This is a genomic window from Kosakonia sp. PSU_27, assembly GCF_039409795.1.
Lineage (GTDB): Bacteria > Pseudomonadota > Gammaproteobacteria > Enterobacterales > Enterobacteriaceae > Kosakonia.
The window spans coordinates 471,113-497,740 of record NZ_JBCIVK010000002.1; the positions used below are offsets into that span (position 1 = coordinate 471,113).

The window sequence follows — 26,628 nt, forward strand, 5'->3', positions numbered from 1 at the left end:
TACAGGTAATATTTGTTAATTAAGCTGTTATTTACCCCGCCCTGCCCCCGCACTACACTATGTCCGGTTTTCAAATTGAGGTGGTAATGAACGATTATAAAATGACGCCAGGCGAGTTGCGCGCCACCTGGGGTTTAGGGACTGTATTCTCACTGCGCATGCTCGGCATGTTTATGGTCCTGCCCGTTCTGACCACGTACGGTATGGCGCTGCAGGGCGCCAGTGAAGCACTCATCGGTCTGGCGATTGGTATTTATGGCCTCGCGCAAGCCGTGTTTCAAATTCCCTTTGGCTTGCTTTCTGACCGCATCGGCCGCAAGCCGCTTATCGTTGGCGGGTTAGCGATTTTTGTCGCCGGTAGCGTGATTGCCGCCCTTTCCGATTCTATCTGGGGCATTATTCTTGGTCGCGCATTACAAGGCTCCGGTGCCATCGCCGCCGCTGTTATGGCGCTTCTTTCCGATCTCACTCGCGAACAGAATCGTACCAAAGCGATGGCCTTTATCGGCGTTAGTTTTGGCGTCACCTTCGCCATTGCCATGGTGCTTGGCCCGATTATCACGCATCAGTTGGGTTTGCATGCGCTGTTCTGGATGATTGCCGGGCTGGCAACTGCCGGTATTGCGTTGACTATCTGGGTCGTGCCAGACAGTCAGCAACATGTGCGTAACCGCGAATCCGGCATGGTGAAAGACTGTTTCCAGATGGTGATGGTCAACCCGAAGCTGCTAAAACTCAACTTTGGCATTATGTGCCTGCATATCCTGCTGATGTCGACGTTTGTTGCCCTGCCAGGCCAACTCGAAGCCGCCGGTTTTCTCGCACCGGATCACTGGAAAATCTACCTGGTCACCATGCTTATCTCTTTCGTTTCGGTGGTGCCATTTATTATCTACGCCGAAGTGAAGCGCCGCATGAAGCGCGTTTTCGTGTTCTGCGTGGCGCTGCTGCTGATTGCGGAAATCGTGTTGTGGGGCGCGGGGCCACATTTCTGGGAAATCGTCATTGGTGTACAGATCTTTTTCCTCGCCTTTAACCTGATGGAAGCATTACTACCCTCGTTAATCAGCAAAGAAGCGCCAGCGGGCTATAAAGGCACGGCGATGGGGATTTACTCCACCAGCCAGTTTATCGGCGTGGCAATTGGCGGCGCGCTCGGCGGCTGGGTAGATGGTCTGTTTGATTCACAAACGGTATTTCTTGCCGGTGCATTGCTGGCGATGGTCTGGCTGCTTGTCGCAGGCACCATGCAGGAACCGCCCTATGTCAGCAGCCTGCGCATCGCGATCCCGGAAAATGTCATCATCAATGAAGCGTTGCAAAAACGTTTGCTGGCAACAAAGGGAGTAAGTGAAGTATTAGTGGTTACCGAAGAGCGTAGCGCTTACGTCAAGATTGACAGTAAGGTCACTAACCGCTTTGAGGTTGAACAAGCCGTAGCGGGTTAACGCTGCGACACGCTCTCTCCGCCAGGGAGAGAGCGCGCACATTAATCGCGGAAGTTTTTGAACTGGAACGGCTGGCCAAGATTACCGCCGCGCACCAGTGCCATAACAGACTGCAAGTCATCACGGGATTTCCCGGTCACACGAATTTCTTCGCCCTGAATCTGCGCCTGCACTTTCAGCTTGCTGTCTTTAATCAGCTTGATGATTTTCTTCGCCGTCGCTGCATCAATACCCTGTTTCAGTTTTGCTTCCACGAACCAGGTCTTGCCGCTGTGTACAAACTCTTCCGGCACGTCCAGCGACGCCCCTTCAATGCCGCGTTTCAGCAATTTCGCGCGTAAAATATCCAGAAGCTGGTTAACCTGGAAATCGGATTCGCTCAGAACTTTAATGGTCTGTTTCTCTTCGTTCAGTTCAAACGTGGCTTCAACGTTGCGAAAATCAAAGCGAGTCCCTACTTCACGGGTCGCATTCTCAACGCCGTTTTGCACTTCACGCATTTCAACTTCGGAAACGATATCGAAAGATGGCATCTTTTCTTCTCCCTCTGCATTTGTTGCGTTGCATAATACCCGCAACGAGGCATAACTCAACTTGTAATACGGGAAGCTTAGCCGACAGCGCTATAATGGTGAAAGCAACACCTGGCGACGTTGCAGGTGAGGAGGATAAATGAGAATTACCGTACTCGGATGCGGTGCTTTAGGGCAATTGTGGTTAACCGCGTTGTGTAAAAAGGGACATGAGGTACAGGGTTGGTTGCGCGTGCCACAGCCATTTTGCAGTGTGAATGTCGTTGATGAAGACGGCTCAATATTTAACGAATCCCTGACGGCCAACGATCCTGAATTCCTGGCGCGTAGCGATTTATTGCTGGTGACGTTAAAAGCGTGGCAAGTTTCCGATGCGGTGAAAGGGCTGGCAGCAACACTCTCACCTTCAACCCCCGTGCTACTGATTCACAACGGCATGGGCACTGTCGAAGAGTTGAAAGCACTGGCGAATCCGTTACTGATCGGTACGACTACTCATGCTGCGCGCCGTGATGGCAACGTTATCGTGCACGTTGCCAGCGGTACCACGCACATTGGCCCGGCGCGACAGCAGGATGGCGAGTTCAGCTATCTGGCCGACATCCTGCAGGATGTGCTGCCGGACGTGGCCTGGCATAACACGATCCGTCCGGCGCTGTGGCGCAAGCTGGCGGTGAACTGCGTCATCAACCCGTTAACCGCGCTGCATGACTGTAAAAATGGCGATCTGCGAGCGTTCCCGGAGGAGATCCAAAAGGTGACGCGTGAAGTTGCTGCGGTGATTGAACGTGAAGGCCACCATATTTCTGCCGATGATTTACTGAGCTACGTGAATCAGATTATTGAAAACACGGCAGAAAATATCTCATCTATGCTGCAGGACGTACGCGCGATGCGCCATACCGAGTGTGATTATATTACGGGTTACCTGCTCAGGCGCGCCCGCGCGCACGGTATTGCGGTGCCGGAAAACGCCCGTCTGTATGAAATGATTAAACGTAAGGAGAGTGAGTATGAGCGCATCGGCTCTGATATGTCTCGCCCCTGGTAGTGAAGAAACCGAAGCGGTCACCACTATCGATCTGCTGGTACGTGGTGGAATTGCCGTTACTACCGCCAGCGTCGCCAGTGATGGCAACCTGGTCGTTACTTGCTCACGCGGCGTAAAACTGCTGGCGGATGCGCCGTTAGTAGAAGTAGCCGATGGCGATTACGACGTGATTGTGCTGCCCGGCGGTCTGAAAGGGGCGGAGTGTTTTCGCGATAGTCCGTTACTGGTGGAAACCGTGCGCCAGTTTCACCTCTCGGGCCGTATCGTCGCCGCAATTTGTGCTGCGGCGGGCACCGTGCTGGTGCCGCATGAGATTTTCCCGCTGGGCAATATGACCGGCTTTCCAGGCCTGAAAGAGACTATTCCCGCCGAACAGTGGCAGGATAAACGCGTCGTGTGGGATCCGCGCGTTAATCTGCTCACCAGCCAGGGGCCGGGTACCGCCATCGATTTTGCTTTGAAAATTATTGATTTACTGGTGGGGCGTGAAAAAGCGCACGAAGTGGCGTCACAACTGGTGATGGCTGCCGGAATTTATAACTACTACGAAGCCTGAAAACAAAAAGCCCGGCGGTGCGATGCCTGCCGGGCTTTCAATGCAAAGTGACGCGAAAACTGCCGGAAAAGGTCACCCTCTCCGGCAGTTTTTTATGGGCGATAAACTTTAACGTTGGTAAAACCCTGCTCGCGCAGATAGAGCGCCTGCAGACGGCTCATCACGCCGCGTTCGCACCACAACAACCAGGTTTTGTTCTGATCGAGGTCGCCAAATTTGGTGCTCAGTTTATAGAACGGCAGCGAAACCACGTCGATCCCTTCCAGCTTCAGCGGTTTGTCATCCTGTTCATCAATAGAGCGGATATCCAGGATCACATCGTTCGGGCCAAAACCGTTGACCGTTTCAACTTCGACCACGGTTTCCTGGGCCTGCTGGGCGATTTCGCGGATATCGATATTGCTCGCTTCAGCAACCACTTTATCGAGGATGGAGAAGTCGAAATGTTCCTCTTCCGCTTCGATTTTCGCCTTCACCGCTTTTACAGTTGGGCTTTTCGAGATCACACCACAATACTCCGGCATGGTACGGGCGAAATCTTCAGTACCGATTTCACGCGCCAGATCGATGATGTGCTCTTTATCGTAAGAGATAAGCGGGCGCAAAATCAGCGTGTCAGAAACGTTGTCGATTAAACGCAGGTTGGTCAGCGTCTGGCTGGACACCTGGCCCAGTGCTTCACCGGTCACCAGCGCCTGCACGCCGTAGCGTTCAGCCACTTTTGACGCTGCGCGCACCATCATGCGTTTCAACACCACGCCCATCTGGCCATCATCCACTTTTTCGAGGATTTCACCGACCACTGGCTCAAAGTTGATCGCCACAAACCGTACACGGTGAGAACTGCCAAAACGGTTCCACAGGTAGTGCGCGACCTGGCGAACACCAATTTCATGCGCGGCGCCGCCCAGGTTAAAGAAGCAGTAGTGTACGCGGCAACCGCGACGCATCAGCATATAGCTGGAAACGCCGGAGTCGAAACCGCCGGAGATGAGCGACAGCACATCTTCCTGAGTGCCGATCGGGAAACCGCCAATACCTTCATAACGGCCTTTCACTAACAGCAGGCGATCGTCTTCGATCTCCAGATTCACCGTCACATCCGGGTGAGTCAGTTTGACACGCGCAGAGTCGACATGCTGGTTCAGACCGCCGCCGACGTAACGTTCAACTTCAATCGAGCTAAACTCATGTTTGCCGCGGCGTTTAACGCGTACGCAGAAGGTTTTACCTTCGATCTGCTCGCGGTACTGCACCAGCGCTTTCTCAAAAATGTCGTGCAGCGAGGTGAAAGGAACATCTTCCACTTCGAGAATATGGTGGATGCCCGGAATACGGGTCAGCGCGTCGCGGATAGCCAGGCGATGATTTTCATCTTTGGCGCGCACTTCGATATGATCCCAGTGGCGGACAACGGCGAGGGTCTCGTCGTAGTGCTTCAGAACGTTACGAATGTTCCCGGTCAAAATTTTAATAAAGCGCAAACGCACAGATTGGCTTTTGATGGTGATTTCCGGGAACAATTTAATGATAAACTTCATGGCGGCAATGGTTCGTTGGCAAGCCCGGCTGGGCCTGTATAGGAAAATAGTACAGCAGCCCCATACCCGCGGCTGCATCCAGGCGCAGGAGTATACCACCATCGCAATAAAGCTGCGCACATTGCATTACCATTGCGCGTTATTTGCTAAGCGCCGTGACTTCGCTACCATAGCTACGTTGAGCCAGAACAATAGAAGAGTCAGACATTCACTATGCCAAAGAAAAACGACGCACCGGCCAGTTTTGAAACAGCGCTAAGCGAACTGGAACAGATTGTCACTCGTCTTGAAAGCGGCGATCTACCGCTTGAAGAGGCACTCAATGAATTCGAACGCGGCGTGCAGCTGGCGCGCCAGGGACAGGTGAAACTCCAGCAGGCGGAACAACGCGTGCAGATCCTGCTCTCTGATTCACAAGAGGCTCCCCTTACGCCTTTTGCTCCGGACGCTGAATAAATGGATTTCGATCAACAGCTACAGGCCTGTGTCTCTCAGGCCAATGAAGCGCTGCGCCGATTTATCGCGCCACTGCCCTTTCAGAACACTCCTCTGGTTGAGGCCATTTCCTATGGCGCATTATTAGGCGGTAAACGTCTGCGTCCTTTTTTGGTTTATGCCACAGGCAACATGTTCGGCGTTAGCCAGCAAACGCTGGATGCGCCTGCAGCGGCGGTGGAGTGTATTCACGCTTACTCGCTGATCCACGACGATCTGCCCGCCATGGATGATGATGATCTCCGCCGGGGTTTACCGACATGCCATATTAAGTTTGGTGAAGCCAGCGCCATCCTCGCGGGTGATGCGTTACAAACTCTGGCTTTCTCCATTCTTACAGATGCGCCCATGGCAGAAGTCGATGCGCGTGACCGGCTGGCGATGGTTTCGGAACTGGCTCACGCCAGCGGCGTAGCAGGAATGTGCGGCGGCCAGGCGCTGGATCTCGCAGCGGAAGGCAAGCGGGTTTCGCTGGCTGAACTGGAGCAGATCCATCGCCACAAAACCGGCGCCCTGATTCGCGCAGCGGTGCGAATGGGCGCGCTAAGCGCTGGGGATAAAGGCCGCGAAGCCCTGCCATTGCTCGATCGCTATGCCGAATGCGTTGGTCTGGCGTTCCAGGTTCAGGATGACATTCTGGATGTTGTCGGCGATACTGCGACGCTTGGCAAACGCCAGGGCGCTGACCAGCAACTGGGGAAAAGCACCTATCCCGCACTACTGGGCCTTGAGCAAGCCCGGACAAAAGCCCGCGACCTGATTGACGACGCCCGGCAAGCTTTAAGCCTGCTTGCGGCACAGTCGCTGGATACGACGGCACTGGAAGCACTGGCGAATTACATAATCCAGCGTGATAAATAACGAAAACACCACGATGAGTCTCTGATGAGTTTTGATATAGCCAAATACCCGACGCTGGCGCTGGTTGATACCACGCAAGAGTTGCGCCTGCTGCCGAAAGAGAGCCTGCCGAAGCTATGCGACGAACTGCGTCGCTACCTGCTCGACAGCGTGAGCCGCTCCAGCGGGCACTTCGCCTCCGGGCTTGGCACGGTTGAATTGACCGTCGCGCTACATTACGTCTACAACACGCCGTTTGATCAGTTGATCTGGGACGTGGGCCACCAGGCGTATCCGCATAAAATTCTGACCGGACGTCGTGACAAAATCGGCACCATCCGACAGAAGAACGGGTTGCACCCTTTTCCCTGGCGCGGCGAAAGCGAATACGACGTGCTGAGCGTTGGCCATTCATCGACGTCCATTAGCGCCGGTATTGGTGTCGCCGTCGCGGCGGCAAAAGAGGGTAAACAGCGCCGCACCGTCTGCGTGATTGGCGATGGCGCGATCACCGCTGGCATGGCATTTGAAGCCATGAACCACGCGGGTGATATCCGCCCGGATATGCTGGTGGTGTTAAACGACAACGAGATGTCGATTTCTGAGAATGTCGGCGCGCTGAATAATCACCTGGCGCAGCTGCTCTCCGGCAAGCTCTACTCCACGCTGCGCGAAGGCGGCAAAAAAGTGCTTTCCGGCGTACCGCCGATTAAAGAGCTGATTAAGCGCACCGAAGAGCACATCAAAGGAATGGTGGTGCCGGGTACGCTCTTTGAAGAGCTGGGCTTTAATTATATCGGCCCGGTCGACGGTCACGATGTGCTGGGGTTAGTGCAGACGCTGCGCAATATGCGCGATCTGAAAGGTCCGCAGTTCCTGCATATCATGACCAAAAAAGGGCGCGGTTATGAACCGGCCGAAAAAGATCCGATCACTTTCCACGCCGTACCGAAATTCGATCCGACCAGCGGAACGCTGCCAAAAAGCAGCGGCGGCATGCCGAGCTATTCGAAGATTTTCGGCGACTGGCTGTGCGAAACCGCGGCGAAAGACAGCAAGCTGATGGCGATCACACCGGCGATGCGTGAAGGTTCCGGCATGGTCGAGTTCTCACGCAAATACCCGGATCAATACTTTGATGTGGCGATTGCCGAACAGCACGCGGTGACATTTGCCGCAGGTCTTGCGATTGGCGGCTACAAGCCGGTGGTGGCGATTTACTCCACCTTCCTGCAACGCGCCTACGATCAGGTTATTCATGATGTGGCGATCCAGAAACTGCCGGTGCTGTTCGCTATCGACCGCGCCGGGATCGTTGGCGCAGACGGCCAGACTCACCAGGGGGCGTTTGATATTTCGTATCTGCGCTGCATCCCGGGGATGGTGGTGATGACACCGAGCGATGAAAACGAATGTCGCCAGATGCTGTTTACCGGCTATCACTACGCAGATGGCCCAAGCGCGGTGCGCTACCCGCGCGGTAATGCAGTTGGTGTGCCGCTACAACCGCTGGAAAAAATGCCTATCGGCAAAGGTGTGGTGAAACGCCGTGGCGAAAAAGTGGCAATTCTTAATTTTGGCACGCTATTGCCGGAGGCCGAAAAAGCCGCCGAAGCGCTGAACGCCACGCTTATCGATATGCGTTTTGCCAAACCGCTGGATGAGGCGCTGATTCTGGAAACCGCCGCACACCATGAATCGCTGGTAACGCTGGAAGAAAACGCCATTATCGGTGGCGCAGGTAGCGGCGTGAATGAAGTGCTGATGGCTCACCGCAAACCAGTACCGGTGCTGAATCTTGGGCTGCCGGATTTCTTTATCCCGCAGGGCACGCAGGATGAAGCCCGCGCTGAAATAGGCCTGGATGCCGCAGGCATTGAATCCCGCATCAGAAACTGGCTTGCCTGACCCTCCCCCATCCGCTCCTGCTATGCTTAAACGTACGTTTTGACAAGCAGGAGTGGAACCATGCAATACAACACATTAGGAAAAACAGACCTGAAGGTTTCCCGCCTTTGTCTGGGCTGCATGACGTTTGGCGAACCGGATCGCGGTAAACACGCCTGGACTTTGCCCGAAGAGAGCAGCCGCCCCATCATCAAACGCGCCCTGGAAGGCGGGATCAACTTTTTCGATACCGCAAACAGCTACTCAGACGGCAGCAGTGAAGAGATTGTTGGCCGGGCGCTGCGTGATTTCGCCCGCCGCGAAGATGTGGTCGTCGCGACCAAAGTGTATCACCAGGTTGGCGACCTGCCCGAAGGCCTGTCACGCGCGCAAATTTTGCGCTCCATTGACGACAGCCTGCGGCGTCTTGGCATGGACTATGTGGATTTACTGCAAATTCATCGCTGGGATTACACCACGCCTATCGAAGAGACACTTGAAGCGCTGGACGAGGTTGTAAAAGCCGGTAAGGCCCGCTATATCGGGGCATCATCAATGCACGCCCGCCAGTTTGCCCAGACGTTAGCGTTGCAGGAGCAAAACGGCTGGGCGCGCTTTGTCACCATGCAGGATCATTACAATCTGATCTACCGCGAAGAAGAGCGCGAGATGTTGCCGCTGTGCTACAAAGAGGGCGTAGCGATTATTCCGTGGAGCCCGCTGGCGCGCGGTCGTTTAACGCGCCCGTGGGGGGAAACCACTGCACGTCTGGTGTCGGATGAATTTGGCAAAACACTATACAGCGAAACGGATGACAACGACGCGCAGATCGCCGAGCGGCTGGCGGGTGTGGCAGAAGAGATTGGCGCATCGCGCGCGCAGGTCGCGCTGGCGTGGCTGCTGAGTAAACCCGGTGTTGCCGCGCCGATTATCGGTACATCGCGTGAAGAGCAACTGGACGACTTGCTGGGCGCGGTGGATTTAACGCTGAAACCGGAGCAGATAGCCGAGCTGGAGACGCCATATAAACCGCATCCAGTGGTTGGCTTTAAGTAAACGCGAAACCTCCCTCTCCCGCCGGGAGAGGGGAAGCTCAGATAAGGCCAGGCGGCCAGTGATGGCCAATCAGATAGAGCAGCCCGGCGGCGATGATCCCGGCGACAATATCATCGACCATGATCCCCATTCCGCCATGCACGTTGCGATCAAACCAGCGGATCGGCCACGGCTTCCACATATCCAGAATACGGAACAGCACAAACCCCACGGCGACCCATTGCCAGTCATTGGTCGGGAGGGCCATGAGCGTTATCCACATGCCGATGAACTCATCCCAGACAATACTGCCGTGATCGTGCACACCCATATCTTTTGCTGTCTGGTGGCAGAGGTAAACGCCAAGCGAGATCCCAAACATCACCAGCAGCGAGTAGAGCTGCCAGGGCAAAAAGGTCATCGCCCACCAGAAGGGAATCGACGCCAGCGATCCCATCGTTCCCGGAACGATGGGGCTTAAACCGCTACCAAAGCCAGTAGCCAGCAGATGCCAGGGGTTGCGTAAGTTGAGACGGCTTTTAGCCACATCTTTAGTGCGCGGCAAAGTGGTCATATCCTTTCCAGTCAAGCGTCACGGCTTTGCCGTCACGGGTGAAATGCAATCCTTCAATATCCGCACTAATCTGCCCGATACAGGTAAAAGGCGCACCCAACTGACCAATCGCGACATCCAGCGCACCACGGTTCAGCTCCGGCACGGTAAAGCACAACTCGTAATCTTCCCCGCCGGAAAGCGCCCAGCGTAGCGCCTGATCCGGCATAACATGGCGGCGAACGGCGTTGGAAAATGGCAACGCATCCAGATCGATACGCGCGCCGCAGCCGCTGGCTTTCAACACATGCGCGAGGTCGGAAATCAGGCCATCGGAGAGATCAATCGCCGAACTTGCGAGATTGCGCAGCGCCTGCCCCTGCAATACGCGCGGCGTTGGTCGCAGATGGCGCTTGAGCAAATACTGTGCATCAGCGCTATCGTTCACGGCTAAACGCTGTTGCAAAATCGCCAGCCCGGCAGCGCTGTCACCTGGCGTGCCGGTGACGTAAATCCAGTCACCTGGCTTCGCGCCAGAACGTTTCATTGCCCGCCCAACCGGCACATAACCATGAATGCCAATCGTCATCGACAGCGGGCCACGCGTGGTGTCGCCGCCAATCAGTTGCATATCGTAGTAATTGAGCTGTTCGAACAGGCTATCACTAAAGGCTTGCAGCCAGGCTTCATCCGCCTCGGGCAGCGTCAGAGCCAGCGTTAACCACGCCGGATCGGCACCCATCGCCGCCAAATCGCTGAGATTCGATGCCATCGCTTTGTACGCCAGATCGGCCGGATCGATATCCGGCAGAAAATGGTTGCCCGCCACCAGCGTATCGACGCTTATCGCCAGCGTCTGTTTTTCGGGAACATTGAGTAGCGCGCAGTCGTCGCCGATGCCAGTTTCTACATCGCGACGGGAATTTCGTACGCGGTCAAAATAACGGGCAATCAGGGAAAATTCGCCGCATGCCATACGTTATGCCTCTGTAGAAAAAAGAAAAAGCCGGAACCGACGCGCAACGTGCAGCGCCAGTTTCCGGCTTGCGGATCACTTCTTGTGGGGACGGATCGCAGGTGCGGCTTTATCCAGCACGCCGTTAACAAACTTGTGGCTGTCTTCAGCGCCGAAGGTTTTTGCCAGTTCGATAGCCTCGTTGATCGCCACTTTGTACGGCACATCATCACGTTTGGACAGTTCGAACAGTGCGATACGCAATACCGCTTTCTCGACCTGGCCCAGCTCTTCGAGCAAACGGGACAGGTAAGGCTTCATTAAGCCATCGAGATATGCGCTATTAGTCGCCACCCCGGTCAACAGCTCGCGGAAATACAGGACGTCAACATCTTTAACGTCTTGCTCTGCCAGGAACTGGTATTCAACATCAGAGATGTCGTTCTGGGACAACTGCCAGGAGTAGAGCGCCTGGACGGCACACTCACGGGCGCGGCGACGAGCAGCAGGTTTCACGGAATTCCCCTTACAAAAATCAGGCCTTGATGGCTTTCAGTACATTAATCATTTCAAGCGCGGTCAGTGCGGCTTCCGCACCTTTATTACCGGCTTTGGTGCCAGCGCGTTCGATGGCTTGTTCAATACTTTCAGTGGTCAGCACGCCGAAAGCCACCGGGATTTCACTGTCCTGGGCAACATGCGCCAGGCCATTGCTTGCACCGCCAGCAACATATTCGAAGTGCGCGGTACCGCCGCGGATCACGGTGCCAAGTGCAATCACCGCGTCATATTTGCCGGTTTTGGCCAGCGCGCCTGCCGCCAGCGGCAGTTCGTAAGCGCCAGGCACCCACACAACGGTGATGTTGTTATCTTTCACCTGACCGATGCGTTTCAGCGCATCAACCGCGCCTTCCAGCAGGCTGTCGTTGATGAAGTTGTTGAAACGCGCAATGGTGATGGCGACGCGAGCGTCCGGAGCAGCAACGTTGGCTTCAATAATGTTCATACACTTCCTTCACAGGTTCAGTTCGGACCCCGCAGGGGGGCGGATTTTAGCATAATATTTTACGCGCTGCTTCCCTTTTACAGCAGGCATCACGCATGAGTGAGATGCAGGCAGACATCCGGGCCAACCTGACGTATCTCATTGAATTTAAAGTGTGGTGCGTCCGCAAGCGCCGATAACCCCGGCAGCACGCACAGACCGCGCGCATCGCTGCCTAACAGTGTAGGTGCCAGATAGACAATCAGCTCATCCACCAGGCCTGCCTGCAGTAACGCGCCGGCAAGGTGCGCACCCGCTTCGACCCACACACTGTTGATCTGCTGTTTGCCGAGCAGCATCATCAGCGTGACCAGATCGGCGTGGCCATTATGTTCCGGCACAATAATTTCACGCACATTTTCAGGCCACTGGCGCGCATCGGCGCGCGTGCGGGCAAACCAGGTTTCTCCCGGCAGGGCGACTAACTGATGCTGCGGTGTCACCCGGTTCTGGCTGTCGACAACAATGCGTACCGGTTGACGCAAATTTTCCTGCGGGTAAAGCGCCTGCGTATCCGCATTTAACTCTGCCCAGCGCACGGTCAGCGCCGGATTGTCCGCCAGCACCGTTTCGCTGCTGGTCAGTATCGCGTGGCTTTGCGCGCGTAAAAGCTGTACATCACGGCGCGCCTGCGCTGAGGTGATCCACTGACTTTCGCCGCTGGCCATCGCGGTACGGCCATCAAGCGACGCGCCAAGCTTGAGTTGCACGTAAGGGAACCCGGTGCGCATGCGTTTGAGAAAGCCTTTATTCAGCGCTTCGGCTTCACTCATCATTAACCCGTGGCTGACTTCAATGCCCTCCTGCTGCAAGCGATACAAACCACGCCCGGCAACCTGTGGGTTCGGATCCTGCATTGCGGCAACCACGCGCGCAACGCCGGCATTAATCAGCGCTTCACAGCATGGCGGTGTGCGTCCGTGATGGCTGCACGGTTCGAGCGTGACGTATGCCGTCGCGCCGCGAGCCCGTTCGCCCGCCATGCGCAGCGCATGAACTTCCGCGTGCGGTTCGCCAGCGCGGTAATGAAAACCTTCGCCGACAATTTCGCCATTGTTGACAATTACGCAGCCGACACGCGGGTTCGGGTGAGTTGTAAAACGCCCGCGCTGCGCCAGTTTCAGCGCCCGCGCCATATACATTTCGTCGAGCATGATTAGTCCTGTAGACGGGCGATCTCTTCGCCAAATTCGCGAATATCTTCAAAGCTACGGTAAACGGAGGCAAAGCGGACATAGGCCACTTTATCGAGCTTTTTCAGCTGCTCCATCACCAAATTGCCAATCATCTTACTCGGCACTTCCCTTTCGCCGGTTGCGCGAAGTTGTGATTTAATGTGATTCAGCGCCATTTCGACGTCATCTGCGCTGACCGGGCGCTTTTCGAGCGCTTTTAACATGCCACGACGCAGCTTCTCTTCATTGAAAGGTTCACGCACATCATTGCTTTTCACGACGCGCGGCATCACAAGCTCCGCCACTTCAAACGTGGTGAAACGCTCATTGCAGACCAGGCACTGCCGGCGACGGCGAACGGATGAACCTTCACCCACCAGGCGAGAATCGATAACTTTGGTATCCACGGCGAAACAGAATGGGCAATGCATACGGCGTCCTGATGTTAGAGTTAACTGAAATCTATTTTACCCTGAACTGGCATGACAACAAAGGCAGACCGTTTTTGAGACAATGGATCGATGGCAACGAGGCCGTTGCGATCTACCATTACAGAGAAGATCCTATCCAAGGAAACAGACATAATGACAAGACGTTACCTAAGAACCCTGTTACTGGGAAGCCTTTTTGCCCTCAGTGCCTGCGCCCAGCAAAGCGAAGTTCGCCAGCTTCATCAAAGTGTCAGTACGCTAAATAATGAAATGAGCAAGCTGAACAAAGAGACGGTGAAAATCACCCAGCAGAACACGCTGAATGCCAAATCCGGGAGCGGCGTTTACCTACTGCCCGGTGCGAACACGCCCGCCCGCTTGAATAGCCAAATCGGTATGCTGCGAATGTCGTTGCAAAATATCGCGCCTAATGCAGCGGGAACCCGCGTCGTGCTGCGGATCCAGGGCGAATCCAACGATCCGTTACCGGCTTTTAGCGGCACCGTTGAGTGGGGACAAATTCAGGGTACCACCGAAAACTATCAGGAAGTGAATGTACAAAACCAACTGATTAACGCACCGGCCAGCACACTCGCACCGAGCGACGTTGATATTCCGCTGCAACTTAACGGCATCACGCCAGAACAGTTAGGCTTTGTCCGCATTCACGATATCCAGCCCGCCAATTTGCAGTAACATCCGGGGCGACGCTGTCGCCCTTTCTTACTCTCTGTCATGCATTTTCTTCTTTTTCGTCATCTCTTCATCACATTCACCAATTTGCAATATCGATAAATGCCAGTACAATCGCCGTCGTTTATTGCACGCAAACGTGAACGCAATCGATTACGCGTGTGTCAATAATGTGAAACAACACATATTTTTGTGAACGCGGATACTTATAATAGGCGCGCAGAAATATGAAACATTTAGAAACTCCATGCGTGCTTTCTTTCACTCCCGTCTGGGATCTCAATCAGTGGCGTAATGATGAAAAAAACAATTCTCGCAGCCGGTGCTGCTCTGGCGCTTTCCGCTTCTTTTACTGCTAACGCAGCGGAAAACAGCAAACCTGAATACGTTTCCGACTGGTGGCACCAGAGCGTAAACGTGGTGGGCAGCTACCACACTCGTTTCTCACCTGTTCCGCGTAACGATACTTATCTGGAATATGAAGCGTTCGCCAAGAAAGATTGGTTTGATTTCTACGGCTACCTGGATGCGCCGGTCTTCTTCGGTGGTAACACCGGTGCGAAGGGGATCTGGAACCACGGGTCGCCGCTGTTTATGGAAATCGAGCCGCGTTTCTCTATTGATAAACTGACTGGAACCGACCTGAGTTTCGGTCCGTTCAAAGAGTGGTACTTTGCCAACAACTACATTTACGACATGGGGCGCAACGCCTCCGGTCGCCAGAGCACCTGGTACATGGGTCTGGGTACCGACATCGACACCGGTCTGCCGATGAGCCTCTCCCTGAACGTCTATGCGAAATACCAGTGGCAGAACTATGGTGCCACAAACGAAAACGAGTGGGACGGTTACCGTTTCAAAGTGAAATATTTCGTGCCGATCACCAGCCTGTGGGGCGGCCAACTGAGCTATATCGGTTTTACCAACTTTGACTGGGGTTCAGATCTGGGCGATAGTCGCTACTATGTTAACGGCGAGCAGCAACGTACCAACAACTCCATCGCTTCCAGCCACATTCTTTCTCTGGGCTACGATCACTGGCACTACTCTGTAGTTGCACGTTACTGGCATAACGGTGGTCAGTTCAAAGACGATGCAACGTTGAACTGGGGCGCAGGCGACTTCAGCGCGCGTTCTACCGGTTGGGGTGGTTACCTGGTTGTTGGTTACAACTTCTAATCCCACTGCATTGCAAAAAGCCGACCGATGGTCGGCTTTTTTATTGAAAGCGCGCTTTCTGCAGGTTAACGAAATCCTGCATCGATCTGTCCGCGCGTTCCGTAAATGTCTTGCCTGTAAAAGCGACCGACGTGCAGCGATCGAGACGAAAACAACGATAGTCATCGCGTAACGTACACCACGACACCAGTACCCACACGCTTCCCATAAACGACAACCCTAACGGATGGATCACCCGCTCCGAGGCTTTTCCTTTGTCGTCTTCATAATGCAGATGCAGCTCCTGATGCAGCCGCATCGCCTGGTGCATCACATCAAACCAGACGCGTACCTGCGGGTATTTATCAAAATTGGGTGAAACGATGCGGTTGCGTTCAGCCGTAATGCGCTTGTCGTAGGGTAGCACTGCCAAAAGTTTTTCCTGCGCTGAACCGGCAGCCTGTGCCAGCGTATCGCCGCTCCAGGTTTGTAACATACCGATAGCGGCAATTAATGCTTCAACTTCCAGACCGGTAAACATTAACGGCGGCAAATCGAAACCGGGCAGCAAACGGTAGCCACTACCCGCTTCGCCCTGAATCGGTACGCCGGAGAGCGACAAATCGCGAATGTCACGGTAGATGGTGCGTTCAGAAACCTCCAGCCGCTCGGCCAGTAGCGCCGCGGTCACGCGACGTCGGGTACGCAAAACCTGAACTATCTGAAACAATCGATCAGCACGGCGGCTCATAACTTATCCGGTTGAGGAAAAGCCCGCGCTTTCAGCGCGGGCATCAGTGGTTCATGCAGGTTGATGCAGTCCAACCCGGTTACCCTCACTGTCAATAATCAGGGCAATTGTACCAATGCCCTGCGGCAATACTTCCGGGCCAAAACAGCATTCACCGCCCTTTTCACGCACGCGCTCCAGCGCAGCCGCGAGGTTTGCCGTCGCCAGGTAAACCACTGTACCACCGCTTACCGGCTGGAACATTGGCCCTTTTACCAGCGCACCGCCGGTGGCGGGTTTGACATGGGGAAATACCGCCATTTCGATACCGGCTACGCTCTCATGGCGAAACTGACCGCCCAATACATGCTCATAAAACGCTACCGCACGATCCAGTTGCTGTACCGGCAATTCAAACCAATTCACTAATGTGTTCATGCTCTGTTCCTCTGCGTTAAAAAAATCAACACAGCGAGTCTGCCAGAGGGCTACTGACAGCATATTGTCAGTAGGGATCGTCTTACTATTTTCCGTTCCGCCGCGATAATTATCCGAAAAATATAATTAATCAAAGCATTAATGAGCAGGCTATATATTCAAAGCCAAATGATATCTATAAACTCCGCCCCCTGCCGTAATGGGTAGCCGACCCAAACAGGAATTACACGCAAAGGAACAGGGAACGATGTGGGCAGTTGAAATGCAGGCCGTCAGTAAAAGTTATTTGTTAGGACAGGTTCGTGTTGATGCATTAAAAGAGGTGACGCTCAACATTGCAGCAAAACGGTTTACCGTATTATCCGGTCAGTCCGGCAGTGGCAAAACGACACTACTGAACTTAATCGGCGGCATCGATACGCCCGACAGTGGCCGTCTGGTGATTGCCGATCGCGAAATGAACAGCCTCAATGATGACCAGTGCAGCGCTTTTCGCGCCCGTAACCTTGGATTTATCTTTCAGAACTTCAATCTTATCCCGGTGCTGACCGCACGTGAAAATGTCGAAATTCCACTTCTCGCACAGCATCGAACGGCGGCCTGGCGCAAACAGGCGGTCAACGACATGCTCGAGAGCGTCGGTCTTGGCGATAAAGCCGATTCATTGCCGAACCAGCTCTCTGGCGGGCAGCGCCAGCGCGTCGCCATCGCCCGGGCGCTTATTCACCGCCCAGCGCTGGTGGTGGCCGACGAACCCACGGCGAATCTTGACAGCAAAACCGGCAAATCCATTTTACAGCTGTTACGGCGTTTGCAGCAGGAGCATGCCGTCACGGTGGTGTTCTCTTCCCACGATCCGCAGGTGATTGCCGAGGCCGATGACCTGTATGTCGTCCACGATGGCAGTGTGAACGGCCCGGGGGCTTGATAAGGAGAGAACATGCTGAAACTAAAAACGCTGAAACACGCGCTGCGCAACCTTCTGCGTAACCGTCGCCGTACCTTATCAACGCTTTGCGCCATCGTGGTGGGCGCCGTCGGTATTCTGCTGTTTGGCGGTTATAACCACTCGATCAAATACAGTTTGCAAACGACTTTTGTGCGTAGCACCGGTCATCTGCAAATCCAGCATCGGGATTATTTACTGCACGGCACGGGAAACCCGGCGCAATACAGCATCCGTCATTACCAGAAAGTGATGGATATCATTGCCCACGATCCGGTACTGCAACCAATGCTCACCGTCAGCACACCAGTGCTCATGCTGACAGGCATCGCCGGGCATTATACGGTCGGGACGTCACGTCCGGCACTTATTTACGGCAGTGAAGCCGCAGGAAAAGTACAACTGAACAAATGGGACGAATACCATCTCGGGGATTTCCTGCAAAACCGCCAGATATACTCTGGTGCCGCAGCGGATTCGGCATTTATTGGCGGAGGTCTGGCGCGTTTGCTGCAACTGTGCAACCTCGCCAGAAACCAGCCTTGCAGTGCTCCACCAGCCAAAGAGAACCACGCCGCCGATCTCCCAAGCGATCTTTTGCAACTGTCGCAACAAGCGCGGCAGGCACACGCTACGGACAGTGATAATTACATCGAACTGCTGGCGGCTTCCGGTAACGGTGCGCCAAATATTGTGCGCGTCAAAGTGGAAGGGATTCAGCCGCAACCCGCTCGCGAGCTGGATGATAGCTTCGTCGGCATCCACCTGCACCAGGCGCAACAACTGCTGTTTGGTCAGGAGACGCCAGGCGTGACGGCAATCATCCTGCAACTGCACAGCACCTCGCAACTGGCGGCAGCGCGAGCGCGTCTCCAGCAGCTTTTTACCAGCGAACTCTCGGATTACCCACTGGCAGTATACGACTTCACCGAGCTACAACCGTTGTATAACCAGGTGCTGAAAATGTTCGCCAATATGCTCAATTTCATGCTGGTTCTTATCCTCGCCATCGCATTATTTACCGTAACTAACACCATGGGAATGGCGGTAATGGAGCGCACGGTGGAGATTGGTACGCTGCGTGCTGTCGGGCAGAAACGGCGTGATATCCAGCGCCTGTTCCTCAGCGAAGGCTCGCTCCTGGGGATGTTTGGCTCGATTATCGGGGTCATCGTCTCTTTATTGCTGGCGTGCCTGATTAATCACGCCGGGCTTACCTGGCAGCCTCCCGGCGTGACAGTGCCAATCAGGATCCATATCAGCGTGTGGGGAGAGTGGGCAATGATTAGCAGTGTGGTCGGTGTGTTGTTGCTAATAACCGTGATCTCATCGTGGTGGCCTGCACGCCGCGCGGCGAATGTCTCGATCGTCGAGGCGCTGCGCCATATCTGACTCCTGCCCTTCATCTATTAACAAGGAAGAACGTCATGCAATTGCAAAAGAAACCACTGGCACCATTGTGCCTGGTGTGGCTCCTGTTGGCCGCTATGCCAGCAAGTGCCGCGCTTGATGCGCAACAAATCCTGAAAAAAAGCGACGAGGTGCGTAACCCGGATCGCTCCTTTAGCCTGGTCACAACGCTCATTAGCTATAAAAACGGCAAGCAGAACGACACCAGCAAACTGGTGCTTTACTCGCGCGCATCGCCGAATGGCGGCCAATTCCGCAGCCTGCTGCGCTTTATCAGCCCGCAACGCGATGCGGGTAAATTGACCCTGAAAAGCGGTCGCGATCTCTGGCTTTATGACCCGGCAAGCCAGGCGAGCGTGCCAATTTCCCCGCAACAGCGCCTGTTGGGGCAAGCGTCTAACGGCGATGTCGTAACAGCAAACTGGGCTGAAGATTACAAGGCAAGCCTGCTGGCGGAAGAGCAGATCATGGATGGTGAAAAGCAAATGCGCGACTGCTACCACTTGCATTTGGTCGCCACCAATCCGGACGCGCCGTACCCTTCGATGGATCTTTGGGTCGATAAAAACGATTTCAAAAGCCGTAAAGCGGAGTTTTACGCCGTTAATGGCAACCTGCTGAAAACGACCTGGTATCGTCGCTACGAACCCGCGCTGGGCGGTGTGCGTCCCACCGAGGCGGTGATCATAGATGGCGTCAACGCCCAGCTTGTTACTGTTCTGCGCCAGCAGAATTTTACCTGGCGGGATGTTCCGGAAGCGTGGCTACAACGCGATTATCTGGCGCACTTTAAGGATACGGATCAATGAAGGCAACGCGCGCGCACTTAAGCTGGTTCATCGCACTCGGCGCGCTGTGCAACGCCTCTGCCAGCGCACAGCAGGACAGCACCATGGCGGCGCTTGAACTGGCGGATAAAACCGAGTTTACCGCCGTGGATAACAAGGCGCTAAGTGCACTGCTCGAAATTGCCGGTAGCCTGAACGAAAACAGCGCCAAAGAACAACGCGTGTCACTGGATATGCGCTGGGACAAAAACCTGTTGCGCAACTGGCGGGTTGTACTTTCGAACCGCTTCGACAGCCGTTTCTCCAGTCATCTGCGCCAAAACCGCAATATCAATACGTTGCGTGAAGCCTGGCTTAGCCATGCGCTGACCTCTCAGGCTTCCGTCGATGTCGGGCGCATTAACACCCGTTATGGCGTTGCGCTGGGCTACAACCCTACCGACTTTCTTGGTCGTGGTACGGTGCGTTCAGCCATTTCGGCCGATCCGGAGTCGTTGCGCAGTAACCGTCTGGGCAATGCGATGATCCGTTTGCAAAAGTTTTGGGACAAGGCGGCTGCAACGGTCATCTGGTCGCCAAAAATCAGTGCCAGCCGGCGGCAGAACAGCGCCAGCCTGGACTGGAATGCCAGTAATCCCCGGGAACGCGTCTTGCTGGCGGGAAGCTATCGCTTTGCCGAAAACCTTAATCCGCAATTGTTGCTGCTGCAGGAAGAACACCGCTCTGCACAGTTGGGCGTAAACCTTTCGCGGGTGCTGTCGCGCTCCGCACTGGTCTATGCTGAATGGGCGGGAGGACGTCAGCCCTTCAACTGGCAGGAAGCGCTGCCTGAAAGCCAGTGGGATACGGCGTGGCGTAACCGTGCGGCCATTGGTTCAACCTGGACTGGCGAGAACCATTTAACTCTGCGCCTGGAGGGCCACTATAACGGCAGTGCCGACAGCAAAAAGGCCATCTCCGCACTTCGTGCCGCGCCCCCTTATATTGCCGCGCAGAGTGCCGCCGCTCCCGCAGACAGCACAGCGCAGCTAGCACAAGACGGGCTGACACCACGCCGTGGTGCACTATTTCAGGCATACTGGAAAGACATCGCCGACCAGTATGATTTCAATCTGATTTGGCAGCGGGATTTGCAGCGCCAGAAAAATATGGGATTTGTGGAGCTAAGGCGTCACCTGAATTCGGTGGATATCGCCCTTCAGTGGCAAAAAATCTACCGCGCTGAGGTGAAAAAGACTTATAGCGTGCAGCCAGACAGGCGCTGGCAACTCTCCGTGGATTACTATTTTTAAACTGCGTGATATTGCCGGGGGCATCATCAATCCCCTACCCACAATGACAATACGAATAACCTGACTCATCACCTCAACAATTGTTGAATGGGAATCTATCCATTTCAGGAATATAACGAGCAGCCCTGAAAATAACGTTGACGGTTTATTTATCACATCTTACAAACCAGGCTTAAATATAATGGTCATTTTTCTTACTGGTCAGATAGAAAACAGGAATAGAACATCGTATCTTCTCTATCCCGCTTACATTCCTCAGGCAGGTTTAGGAGGTTAATCTATGTCCATTAATATTTTAATTGTGGATGAGCATGCAATTATACGTCGGGGAATGACCTCGATGATTAACTCACTAAAAAACAGCAATCTTAATACCGATAAACTTGATATCGACGTTATCGGTGATACCAATGAGCAAACAGAGCTTCTTGATATTCTCGCCAGTAAAAAAGTGGATCTTCTCTTTCTGGGTTATGGCCTGCACACCATTAAAACCGGTAACCCTGTGTCGGAGCTCGATGGCGTTGCGCTGGTGAAATGGATTTCAAGCCGTTATCCCAATACAAAAACCATCGTTTTATCTCCTTATAACAATACGAATCTTATTCGTATTGCGCTGGAGGCGGGTGCCAAAGGCTATATCAGCCGTAACACCAGCGAACGAACGCTCTGGCGTGCCATTACTACCGTGCTGATGGACGAAGTCTATATTGAACGAGGGCTAATGGATTCACTTTTCCGCCGCGATGCGCTGGCACCGCAGGAATTATCAACGCGCGAAAGTGAGGTATTACGCTTACTATGCCGCGGGCTTTCGTTAACAACGATTTCCAAACGCATGAATATCAGTATTAAAACAGTCAGCGCACATAAACTCCGCGCCATGGGAAAATTAAATGTGCGAACGGATTGCCAGCTTTACTGTTTATTATTTCAGACGCGGATGTTTGATATCGCCATGTAAATCGCCGTCCCGCATTTAATCTATTACCCGGTAAATGAAAAGGCCTCTGTATTTTCCCACTCAGGCCTTTATGTAGAACTTTAAAAATATCACCGGTTATTTAATCCATTTATTGATAACTTCCTGACTGCAAGGCTTGAACAAACAGCCATCCATTCCTGCCGCGATGCACTGTTCAACAACCTCGGCTTGCGCAATGGCGGTAAACCCCAACAGGATTGCACGCGTCTCTGCGGAGCGCAGCTCTTCCGCGCGTATCAGCTTTGCAAGCGTGAAACCATCCATCACCGGCATGTTGCAATCAATCAGTATGTAATCGTAATTGCGGGTCATCAGCCAAAGGGTTAGCGCTTCTTCTCCATTCGTTGCTTCGCTGACCTGATGACCGAGAAATTCGAGTTGATGACGCAACAACATAAGGTTCGGCGGGTAATCATCAACAATGAGTACCCGTTTAACGCCAGAAGATGGGCGCCTTACTGGCGCAATCGACACGAGCTCAGCGGGATTTATCGCCACAGCAGGCAGGCGCAGGCGCACATGGACCGCAGTACCTACGCCTGGAGTACTTTCCAGCGTCAATTCGCCTTTCATTAGTTCACACAGGGTACGGCAGATAAACAGCCCCAGCCCTGAGCCGAGCCGCGAGGCGTCTTTATCGGAACCCAACTGGGTGAAGGGTTTAAAAAGCCTTTTCTGGTCTTCGGGCGTAATCCCGATTCCGGTGTCTTTAACGGTCAGCGAAACCGCAATCATCCCCTCAACAGCCGGTTCATGTTTTAGAATGACCTCTATTGAACCTTTGCGAGTAAATTTAACCGCATTACTTAGCAAGTTAGAAAGGATCTGTTTATAACGATGAGGGTCAATTTTTAGCAGACACCGATCGCCACCTTCGACGTGCATATTAATAGTTAGCTGTTTTTGATCGGTCGCCTCTTTGAATAACAGCGCCACCGAGCGTGTCAACGCAATTAGCTCCTCTTTTCGCGGCGCTATTGCCATACGGCCCGATTCAATCCGTGAAATATCCAGGATATCCCCCACGACAGCGAGTAAATTTTTTGCGGCATCGTGCGCAACTTCCAGCATGGGCTGTGACTGTTGCGCCAGCACATTCTGTTTAATTTGCAGTTCCAGAATGCCCAGGATTGCGTTTAACGGCGTGCGAATTTCATGACTCATCACCGAGAGAAAATTCGTCTTCGCCCGGTTTGCCGCTACGGCTTCATCCCTCGCTTCATTCAATTGCTGAATAAATTCCTGCCGCTCGGTCATGTCTATCCAGCCACTTAAAACACCATTGTTTCTGCCATCACTCCCGTGAAAAGGAATAATCCAGTAAAAAACAGTGCGTGATTGCGCAGAGTGGTTAAACATCAGCAACCTGTCACGCATGTGCGGGACACCTGTGGTAATCACCCGTTGATAGTCCCGGTGAAACTCGCGGATCATGAAATCCGGCAAAGGCAAAACATCGACGGTTTTCCCATACACCTCTTCGCGCGTGACGTTCATCTCTTCCAGATAGCGGCTATTACAACTGACAAGCTCCCCGCGCAGATTACGCACCGCAACCGGCCAGGGGACGGAAAACATCATATTGCTCATGCAGGAGAGTTGCTCTTTAAGCCGCTGCTGCATACGTATGCGCTGGTTGACCTGGCGTCTGAGCGAAATAATCCACAGCATCGAGATGACAACAATCGCCAACATCATCAGGCTAATGACCTTGATATGACGACGCCCGCCCTGCCAGAACACGCTCTTTTGCGCAGCAAACCCAGCATTATTCACCGGAAACGTGTTCACGACTGCCGACCCGACAGGAGGCGTTGCTTGAGCTATTTGCTTTTCTGCTGCTCTGCTGCCGGAAATATCGGCTGTATAAAAAGCGATATTTGTCGGACGAGCATTAACTACGAGGCAGCAAGTAAAGAAGAGCGATAATAAAAAGATGCACCACTTAATACGGTGAAAAATAAAAGAAGACATTCGCTTTTCCCGTTTGCAATTGCTGGTCGATGCAATATGTAAAACCTATTAATAATTCGACGCGAGCATACTCACAGTAAATCAACCCAATAATAAAACCAGTTGCTTATAATCTTTAAACATGAGCGAAATAAAACGCTGACGCATTTTAGAAATACTCCTTTGATTTATAACTCCCTCATCAATCAACTTCGGCAATTGTTCCATCACAATGCAGCAGCGTATCGCCCGGCGCATTCCCAAAAGATACCAGGAAGATTTCATTCGGTGGGCAAGCCTGGCGATCTGAAGAAGTGTTCCAACCCGCGCGATGATTTCGAGTTGTTGAATATCACTGGCCAACGCTTGCAAAAGTTTAGGGAGCATTGCATCAATGACTGGTTGCTGATGATTCGCCAGCTTATGTAATTCATGCAGTTCCGGTTGCGCCATATCCCTCGATTGAGATGCGCAGCGTAAGCGTGCTTCAGATAAAGGAAAATACAAAATATGATCGAAACCTTTCAGACGCAGCATTGATTCTGTTTCCGCCTGTTCATCGTCTGTGCAGGCCAGTAATAACGGAGGTAGTGTTAATTCTCCTGCCAGTTCCGTTGCGAGTAGCTTCTCAACTAACGTAACACCTGAATTTGCATTCTCGCTTAAATCGACCAGTAGCGCGTGCCAGACGTGATGGGAAAGCGCATCATGCGCATCGCTTATATTCACAGTAGCGATATTTAAATCACTGCAAAAACGCAGCTGTTGGGCGAGAGTGCGCTGCTGTTCAGCACTGTACGTCGCAAGTAGTGTCTGCATTCCATGCATAACAAACTCCGTGTCGTTAACTTGTTAATCCAATATGCTGTAAGTATTGATAGAGTTCGTACTCGGAGGTGACACCCAGTTTACGCATGGCACTTTTTTTCTGTGCGCTGACGGTTTGTTTCGTCCTGTTAAGCCGGGTACTGATATCGTTCACTGTCATACCGCGCAGTAACAGGCGCAGCACCTCATTCTCTTTTGGCGTTAGCCTCACCTCAAGTTGCGCTACAACGTCCACTTGCGGCGCATTTGTTTTTGGGGAAATAGCAGGCGAGGTGAGCGCTTGCAATGTCTGTAATAGCTTTGTCGACAAACTGGCTTTATTTAATACTCTGTGCACTCCGAGACGGAGTAACGAGTGCTGAATTCCGGGGTTATTGATCATCGAAACGACAATTATCAGCAAATCTGGCCAGCGTCTTTTTAATAATTGAATGAGCGCCAGACCATCGTTGTATCGTTCTCCGGGCATGCTGAGATCGGTTATCAAAATATCGGTTGCGTGCTGCTCCAGCTTTGCCACAACTTCATCGGCGGTCCTGGCTTCATCAATGATGAGGTATTGCGCGGAAAGTGGTGCGAGCAACGTTCGCATCCCCATTAAATAAATAGGGTGATCATCAGCAATCAACACTTTTTTAGGTTTCAACACGCTTACAAATCTCTGGTCACAGCCATAGCATTACGAGTTCTCGCACTTTAACAAAAAAAAATGGCAATGCAGAATGAATATTGAATAAAGGAAAGGCGCTCACATTTTATAAAAATAAAAAAAGCAGATTAATATCTTCAATAAATAAACACTCTTTTATTATAAATAGAAAAAATACTACAGATAAAAAAAACCGCAGCACATGGCTGCGGTTTGTTCTGTGCAACGAATGTTTACGGCAGAATAGACGGCTGATCCGCCCCTTCTTTTTCCACTTTCTGCTGCAGTAAATGCTCGCGCTTCATCCCCATTTTCAGCGCCAGAGCAGACGCGACATAGATAGACGAAGCCGTACCGATGGAAACACCGATAAGCATGGTCAGTGAGAAGCCCTTCAGCATCGCGCCGCCAAAGAGATAAAGCATCAAAATCACGACTAACGTCGTACCGGACGTGATCAACGTACGGTGCAATGTTTGCGTCAGAGAGATGTTAAAGATCTCGTATGGCGTACCGCGGCGGATCTTGCGGAAGTTCTCACGAATACGGTCAGATACCACGATGCTGTCGTTAAGCGAGTAACCAATTACCGACATCAGCGACGCCACGATGGTCAGGTCAATCTCAATCTGGAACAGCGAGAGTACGCCCATCGTGATAATAACGTCGTGCGCCAGCGCGATAACCACGCCCGCCGCCAGACGCCACTCGAAGCGGAAACCGACATAAACCAGAATACTGATCAACGCGACCAGCAGCGCCATCCCACCGGTCTGCGCCAGATCAGCGCCCACGCTCGGACCGACAAACTCAATACGTTTTACAGCGGCATTCTGGCTGGTCGCTTCGTTAATCACGCTAACGACTTTACTTCCCAGCACCTGGCCACCAGTTTCGCCCTGAGCAGGCGGCATACGTACCATGATGTCGCGGCTGCTACCGAAGTTTTGCAGCAGCGGCTCCTGGAAGCCCGCTTTCTCCAGCGCGTCACGCATCAAATCCATATCCGCTGGTTTTTCCAGCGAGATTTCGATAACCGTACCACCGGTAAAATCCAGGCCCCAGTTAAAGCCGCGAACGCCCATCACAACGATGGAGAGGATCAGCAGCGCGCCGGAAATGATAAAAGCCCAGTTGTCCCAGCGCATAAAGTCCCAGACTTTACGGCCGTGGTTCAATTGTTCAACAGTATAATCCTGTGCCACAACGCACT

At 53.2% G+C, this 26,628-nt stretch carries 28 protein-coding genes; 14 read left to right on the top strand and 14 right to left on the bottom strand.

What is annotated here, in order from left to right; all coding sequences use genetic code 11:
- Positions 1-86 precede the first annotated feature (86 nt).
- A complete protein-coding gene (locus tag AAIG26_RS06100) occupies positions 87-1,448 on the top strand; it encodes an MFS transporter (RefSeq protein WP_045509230.1) in 1,362 nt (453 codons plus the stop codon).
- Positions 1,449-1,489: 41 nt separating this feature from the next.
- Here the strand turns inward: AAIG26_RS06100 and AAIG26_RS06105 are convergent, their stop codons facing one another.
- Complete coding sequence (locus tag AAIG26_RS06105; RefSeq protein WP_020456765.1) at positions 1,490-1,981, bottom strand: YajQ family cyclic di-GMP-binding protein; 492 nt, start codon at positions 1,979-1,981, stop codon at positions 1,490-1,492.
- Positions 1,982-2,120: 139 nt separating this feature from the next.
- Between AAIG26_RS06105 and panE the strand changes: the two genes are divergently transcribed.
- Both panE and yajL read left to right on the top strand, forming a co-directional pair.
- Positions 2,121-3,032, top strand: a complete 912-nt coding sequence (panE, locus tag AAIG26_RS06110) for a 2-dehydropantoate 2-reductase (protein ID WP_020456764.1) — start codon at positions 2,121-2,123, stop codon at positions 3,030-3,032.
- Positions 2,995-3,588, top strand: a complete 594-nt coding sequence (gene yajL, locus AAIG26_RS06115; RefSeq protein ID WP_020456763.1) for a protein deglycase YajL — start codon at positions 2,995-2,997, stop codon at positions 3,586-3,588. Before panE ends, yajL begins: the two co-directional genes overlap by 38 nt.
- A gap of 92 nt (positions 3,589-3,680) precedes the next feature.
- Here yajL and thiI read toward each other — a convergent pair whose 3' ends face one another.
- Positions 3,681-5,129, bottom strand: a complete 1,449-nt coding sequence (gene thiI, locus AAIG26_RS06120; RefSeq protein ID WP_343180227.1) for a tRNA uracil 4-sulfurtransferase ThiI — start codon at positions 5,127-5,129, stop codon at positions 3,681-3,683.
- A 213-nt stretch (positions 5,130-5,342) separates the two neighbouring features.
- On the opposite strand from thiI, the gene xseB reads away from it, so the two are divergent.
- From xseB to AAIG26_RS06140, 4 genes are read left to right on the top strand one after another with little or no spacing between them, the layout of a single operon-like run.
- The gene (gene xseB, locus AAIG26_RS06125) at positions 5,343-5,585 is read left to right on the top strand and encodes an exodeoxyribonuclease VII small subunit (protein WP_017458869.1); all 243 of its coding nucleotides are present in this window, start codon (positions 5,343-5,345) and stop codon (positions 5,583-5,585) included.
- Complete coding sequence (ispA, locus tag AAIG26_RS06130) at positions 5,586-6,485, top strand: (2E,6E)-farnesyl diphosphate synthase (RefSeq protein ID WP_020456761.1); 900 nt, start codon at positions 5,586-5,588, stop codon at positions 6,483-6,485.
- Between the two features lie 24 nt (positions 6,486-6,509).
- Complete coding sequence (gene dxs, locus AAIG26_RS06135; protein WP_045509239.1) at positions 6,510-8,372, top strand: 1-deoxy-D-xylulose-5-phosphate synthase; 1,863 nt, start codon at positions 6,510-6,512, stop codon at positions 8,370-8,372.
- 60 nt (positions 8,373-8,432) lie between these two features.
- Positions 8,433-9,407: an aldo/keto reductase gene (locus AAIG26_RS06140; protein ID WP_343180228.1), complete on the top strand. Its 975-nt coding sequence runs from the start codon at positions 8,433-8,435 to the stop codon at positions 9,405-9,407.
- A 37-nt stretch (positions 9,408-9,444) separates the two neighbouring features.
- Here the strand turns inward: AAIG26_RS06140 and pgpA are convergent, their stop codons facing one another.
- The 6 genes from pgpA to nrdR form a co-directional block, all read right to left on the bottom strand.
- Positions 9,445-9,960 carry a phosphatidylglycerophosphatase A gene (pgpA, locus tag AAIG26_RS06145; RefSeq protein WP_020456758.1) on the bottom strand — a complete coding sequence of 172 codons (516 nt, stop codon included), beginning with the start codon at positions 9,958-9,960 and terminating at the stop codon, positions 9,445-9,447.
- Positions 9,938-10,915 carry a thiamine-phosphate kinase gene (thiL, locus tag AAIG26_RS06150; RefSeq protein ID WP_020456757.1) on the bottom strand — a complete coding sequence of 326 codons (978 nt, stop codon included), beginning with the start codon at positions 10,913-10,915 and terminating at the stop codon, positions 9,938-9,940. Before thiL ends, pgpA begins: the two co-directional genes overlap by 23 nt.
- 75 nt (positions 10,916-10,990) lie before the next feature.
- Positions 10,991-11,410, bottom strand: a complete 420-nt coding sequence (gene nusB, locus AAIG26_RS06155; protein WP_017458863.1) for a transcription antitermination factor NusB — start codon at positions 11,408-11,410, stop codon at positions 10,991-10,993.
- Between the two features lie 19 nt (positions 11,411-11,429).
- Positions 11,430-11,900 (bottom strand): 6,7-dimethyl-8-ribityllumazine synthase, encoded by a 471-nt coding sequence (gene ribE, locus AAIG26_RS06160; RefSeq protein ID WP_020456756.1) that lies wholly within the window; start codon positions 11,898-11,900, stop codon positions 11,430-11,432.
- An 89-nt stretch (positions 11,901-11,989) separates the two neighbouring features.
- Positions 11,990-13,093, bottom strand: a complete 1,104-nt coding sequence (gene ribD, locus AAIG26_RS06165; protein ID WP_343180229.1) for a bifunctional diaminohydroxyphosphoribosylaminopyrimidine deaminase/5-amino-6-(5-phosphoribosylamino)uracil reductase RibD — start codon at positions 13,091-13,093, stop codon at positions 11,990-11,992.
- Positions 13,094-13,095: 2 nt separating this feature from the next.
- Complete coding sequence (gene nrdR, locus AAIG26_RS06170) at positions 13,096-13,545, bottom strand: transcriptional regulator NrdR (RefSeq protein ID WP_017458860.1); 450 nt, start codon at positions 13,543-13,545, stop codon at positions 13,096-13,098.
- 153 nt (positions 13,546-13,698) lie between these two features.
- On the opposite strand from nrdR, the gene AAIG26_RS06175 reads away from it, so the two are divergent.
- Together AAIG26_RS06175 and AAIG26_RS06180 are read left to right on the top strand one after the other, a co-directional pair.
- Positions 13,699-14,241, top strand: coding sequence for a DUF3251 domain-containing protein (locus tag AAIG26_RS06175; RefSeq protein WP_017458859.1), 543 nt, complete (start codon positions 13,699-13,701; stop codon positions 14,239-14,241).
- A gap of 294 nt (positions 14,242-14,535) precedes the next feature.
- Positions 14,536-15,417: a nucleoside-specific channel-forming protein Tsx gene (locus AAIG26_RS06180; protein WP_269231687.1), complete on the top strand. Its 882-nt coding sequence runs from the start codon at positions 14,536-14,538 to the stop codon at positions 15,415-15,417.
- Between the two features lie 40 nt (positions 15,418-15,457).
- On the opposite strand, the gene AAIG26_RS06185 is transcribed toward AAIG26_RS06180, so the two are convergent.
- Positions 15,458-16,147 (bottom strand): YafY family protein, encoded by a 690-nt coding sequence (locus tag AAIG26_RS06185; protein ID WP_160271092.1) that lies wholly within the window; start codon positions 16,145-16,147, stop codon positions 15,458-15,460.
- A 51-nt stretch (positions 16,148-16,198) separates the two neighbouring features.
- Complete coding sequence (locus AAIG26_RS06190) at positions 16,199-16,564, bottom strand: VOC family protein (RefSeq protein ID WP_020456751.1); 366 nt, start codon at positions 16,562-16,564, stop codon at positions 16,199-16,201.
- Positions 16,565-16,811: 247 nt separating this feature from the next.
- Here AAIG26_RS06190 and AAIG26_RS06195 point away from each other — a divergent pair, with 247 nt between their 5' ends.
- The 5 genes from AAIG26_RS06195 (at position 16,812) to AAIG26_RS06215 (ending at position 21,964) form a co-directional block, all read left to right on the top strand.
- Positions 16,812-17,492, top strand: a complete 681-nt coding sequence (locus AAIG26_RS06195; protein ID WP_045509262.1) for an ABC transporter ATP-binding protein — start codon at positions 16,812-16,814, stop codon at positions 17,490-17,492.
- 12 nt (positions 17,493-17,504) lie between these two features.
- Positions 17,505-18,902: an FtsX-like permease family protein gene (locus tag AAIG26_RS06200; protein ID WP_343180230.1), complete on the top strand. Its 1,398-nt coding sequence runs from the start codon at positions 17,505-17,507 to the stop codon at positions 18,900-18,902.
- A gap of 35 nt (positions 18,903-18,937) precedes the next feature.
- Complete coding sequence (locus AAIG26_RS06205) at positions 18,938-19,729, top strand: outer membrane lipoprotein-sorting protein (protein WP_343180231.1); 792 nt, start codon at positions 18,938-18,940, stop codon at positions 19,727-19,729.
- Positions 19,726-21,000: a hypothetical protein gene (locus tag AAIG26_RS06210; protein WP_343180232.1), complete on the top strand. Its 1,275-nt coding sequence runs from the start codon at positions 19,726-19,728 to the stop codon at positions 20,998-21,000. The genes AAIG26_RS06205 and AAIG26_RS06210 overlap by 4 nt, the downstream gene beginning before the upstream one ends.
- A 280-nt stretch (positions 21,001-21,280) precedes the next feature.
- The gene (locus tag AAIG26_RS06215; protein WP_020456746.1) at positions 21,281-21,964 is read left to right on the top strand and encodes a response regulator transcription factor; all 684 of its coding nucleotides are present in this window, start codon (positions 21,281-21,283) and stop codon (positions 21,962-21,964) included.
- Between the two features lie 96 nt (positions 21,965-22,060).
- On the opposite strand, the gene AAIG26_RS06220 is transcribed toward AAIG26_RS06215, so the two are convergent.
- The 4 genes from AAIG26_RS06220 to secF form a co-directional block, all read right to left on the bottom strand.
- Complete coding sequence (locus AAIG26_RS06220; RefSeq protein WP_343180234.1) at positions 22,061-23,959, bottom strand: ATP-binding protein; 1,899 nt, start codon at positions 23,957-23,959, stop codon at positions 22,061-22,063.
- An 81-nt stretch (positions 23,960-24,040) separates the two neighbouring features.
- Positions 24,041-24,766: an Hpt domain-containing protein gene (locus AAIG26_RS06225; RefSeq protein ID WP_343180236.1), complete on the bottom strand. Its 726-nt coding sequence runs from the start codon at positions 24,764-24,766 to the stop codon at positions 24,041-24,043.
- Between the two features lie 16 nt (positions 24,767-24,782).
- The gene (locus AAIG26_RS06230; protein ID WP_343180238.1) at positions 24,783-25,415 is read right to left on the bottom strand and encodes a response regulator; all 633 of its coding nucleotides are present in this window, start codon (positions 25,413-25,415) and stop codon (positions 24,783-24,785) included.
- 233 nt (positions 25,416-25,648) lie between these two features.
- Complete coding sequence (secF, locus tag AAIG26_RS06235) at positions 25,649-26,620, bottom strand: protein translocase subunit SecF (RefSeq protein WP_020456742.1); 972 nt, start codon at positions 26,618-26,620, stop codon at positions 25,649-25,651.
- Positions 26,621-26,628: the final 8 nt, after the last annotated feature.

Excerpts from the sequence above, each read along its gene's own strand:
- AAIG26_RS06100 (WP_045509230.1), top strand. The coding sequence starts at position 87 with ATGAACGATTATAAAATGACGCCAGGCGAGTTGCGCGCCACCTGGGGT.
- AAIG26_RS06105 (WP_020456765.1), bottom strand. The coding sequence starts at position 1,981 with ATGCCATCTTTCGATATCGTTTCCGAAGTTGAAATGCGTGAAGTGCAA.
- panE (WP_020456764.1), top strand. The coding sequence starts at position 2,121 with ATGAGAATTACCGTACTCGGATGCGGTGCTTTAGGGCAATTGTGGTTA.
- yajL (WP_020456763.1), top strand. The coding sequence starts at position 2,995 with ATGAGCGCATCGGCTCTGATATGTCTCGCCCCTGGTAGTGAAGAAACC.
- thiI (WP_343180227.1), bottom strand. The coding sequence starts at position 5,129 with ATGAAGTTTATCATTAAATTGTTCCCGGAAATCACCATCAAAAGCCAA.
- xseB (WP_017458869.1), top strand. The coding sequence starts at position 5,343 with ATGCCAAAGAAAAACGACGCACCGGCCAGTTTTGAAACAGCGCTAAGC.
- ispA (WP_020456761.1), top strand. The coding sequence starts at position 5,586 with ATGGATTTCGATCAACAGCTACAGGCCTGTGTCTCTCAGGCCAATGAA.
- dxs (WP_045509239.1), top strand. The coding sequence starts at position 6,510 with ATGAGTTTTGATATAGCCAAATACCCGACGCTGGCGCTGGTTGATACC.
- AAIG26_RS06140 (WP_343180228.1), top strand. The coding sequence starts at position 8,433 with ATGCAATACAACACATTAGGAAAAACAGACCTGAAGGTTTCCCGCCTT.
- pgpA (WP_020456758.1), bottom strand. The coding sequence starts at position 9,960 with ATGACCACTTTGCCGCGCACTAAAGATGTGGCTAAAAGCCGTCTCAAC.
- thiL (WP_020456757.1), bottom strand. The coding sequence starts at position 10,915 with ATGGCATGCGGCGAATTTTCCCTGATTGCCCGTTATTTTGACCGCGTA.
- ribE (WP_020456756.1), bottom strand. The coding sequence starts at position 11,900 with ATGAACATTATTGAAGCCAACGTTGCTGCTCCGGACGCTCGCGTCGCC.
- ribD (WP_343180229.1), bottom strand. The coding sequence starts at position 13,093 with ATGCTCGACGAAATGTATATGGCGCGGGCGCTGAAACTGGCGCAGCGC.
- nrdR (WP_017458860.1), bottom strand. The coding sequence starts at position 13,545 with ATGCATTGCCCATTCTGTTTCGCCGTGGATACCAAAGTTATCGATTCT.
- AAIG26_RS06175 (WP_017458859.1), top strand. The coding sequence starts at position 13,699 with ATGACAAGACGTTACCTAAGAACCCTGTTACTGGGAAGCCTTTTTGCC.
- AAIG26_RS06180 (WP_269231687.1), top strand. The coding sequence starts at position 14,536 with ATGAAAAAAACAATTCTCGCAGCCGGTGCTGCTCTGGCGCTTTCCGCT.
- AAIG26_RS06185 (WP_160271092.1), bottom strand. The coding sequence starts at position 16,147 with ATGAGCCGCCGTGCTGATCGATTGTTTCAGATAGTTCAGGTTTTGCGT.
- AAIG26_RS06190 (WP_020456751.1), bottom strand. The coding sequence starts at position 16,564 with ATGAACACATTAGTGAATTGGTTTGAATTGCCGGTACAGCAACTGGAT.
- AAIG26_RS06195 (WP_045509262.1), top strand. The coding sequence starts at position 16,812 with ATGTGGGCAGTTGAAATGCAGGCCGTCAGTAAAAGTTATTTGTTAGGA.
- AAIG26_RS06200 (WP_343180230.1), top strand. The coding sequence starts at position 17,505 with ATGCTGAAACTAAAAACGCTGAAACACGCGCTGCGCAACCTTCTGCGT.
- AAIG26_RS06205 (WP_343180231.1), top strand. The coding sequence starts at position 18,938 with ATGCAATTGCAAAAGAAACCACTGGCACCATTGTGCCTGGTGTGGCTC.
- AAIG26_RS06210 (WP_343180232.1), top strand. The coding sequence starts at position 19,726 with ATGAAGGCAACGCGCGCGCACTTAAGCTGGTTCATCGCACTCGGCGCG.
- AAIG26_RS06215 (WP_020456746.1), top strand. The coding sequence starts at position 21,281 with ATGTCCATTAATATTTTAATTGTGGATGAGCATGCAATTATACGTCGG.
- AAIG26_RS06220 (WP_343180234.1), bottom strand. The coding sequence starts at position 23,959 with ATGTCTTCTTTTATTTTTCACCGTATTAAGTGGTGCATCTTTTTATTA.
- AAIG26_RS06225 (WP_343180236.1), bottom strand. The coding sequence starts at position 24,766 with ATGCATGGAATGCAGACACTACTTGCGACGTACAGTGCTGAACAGCAG.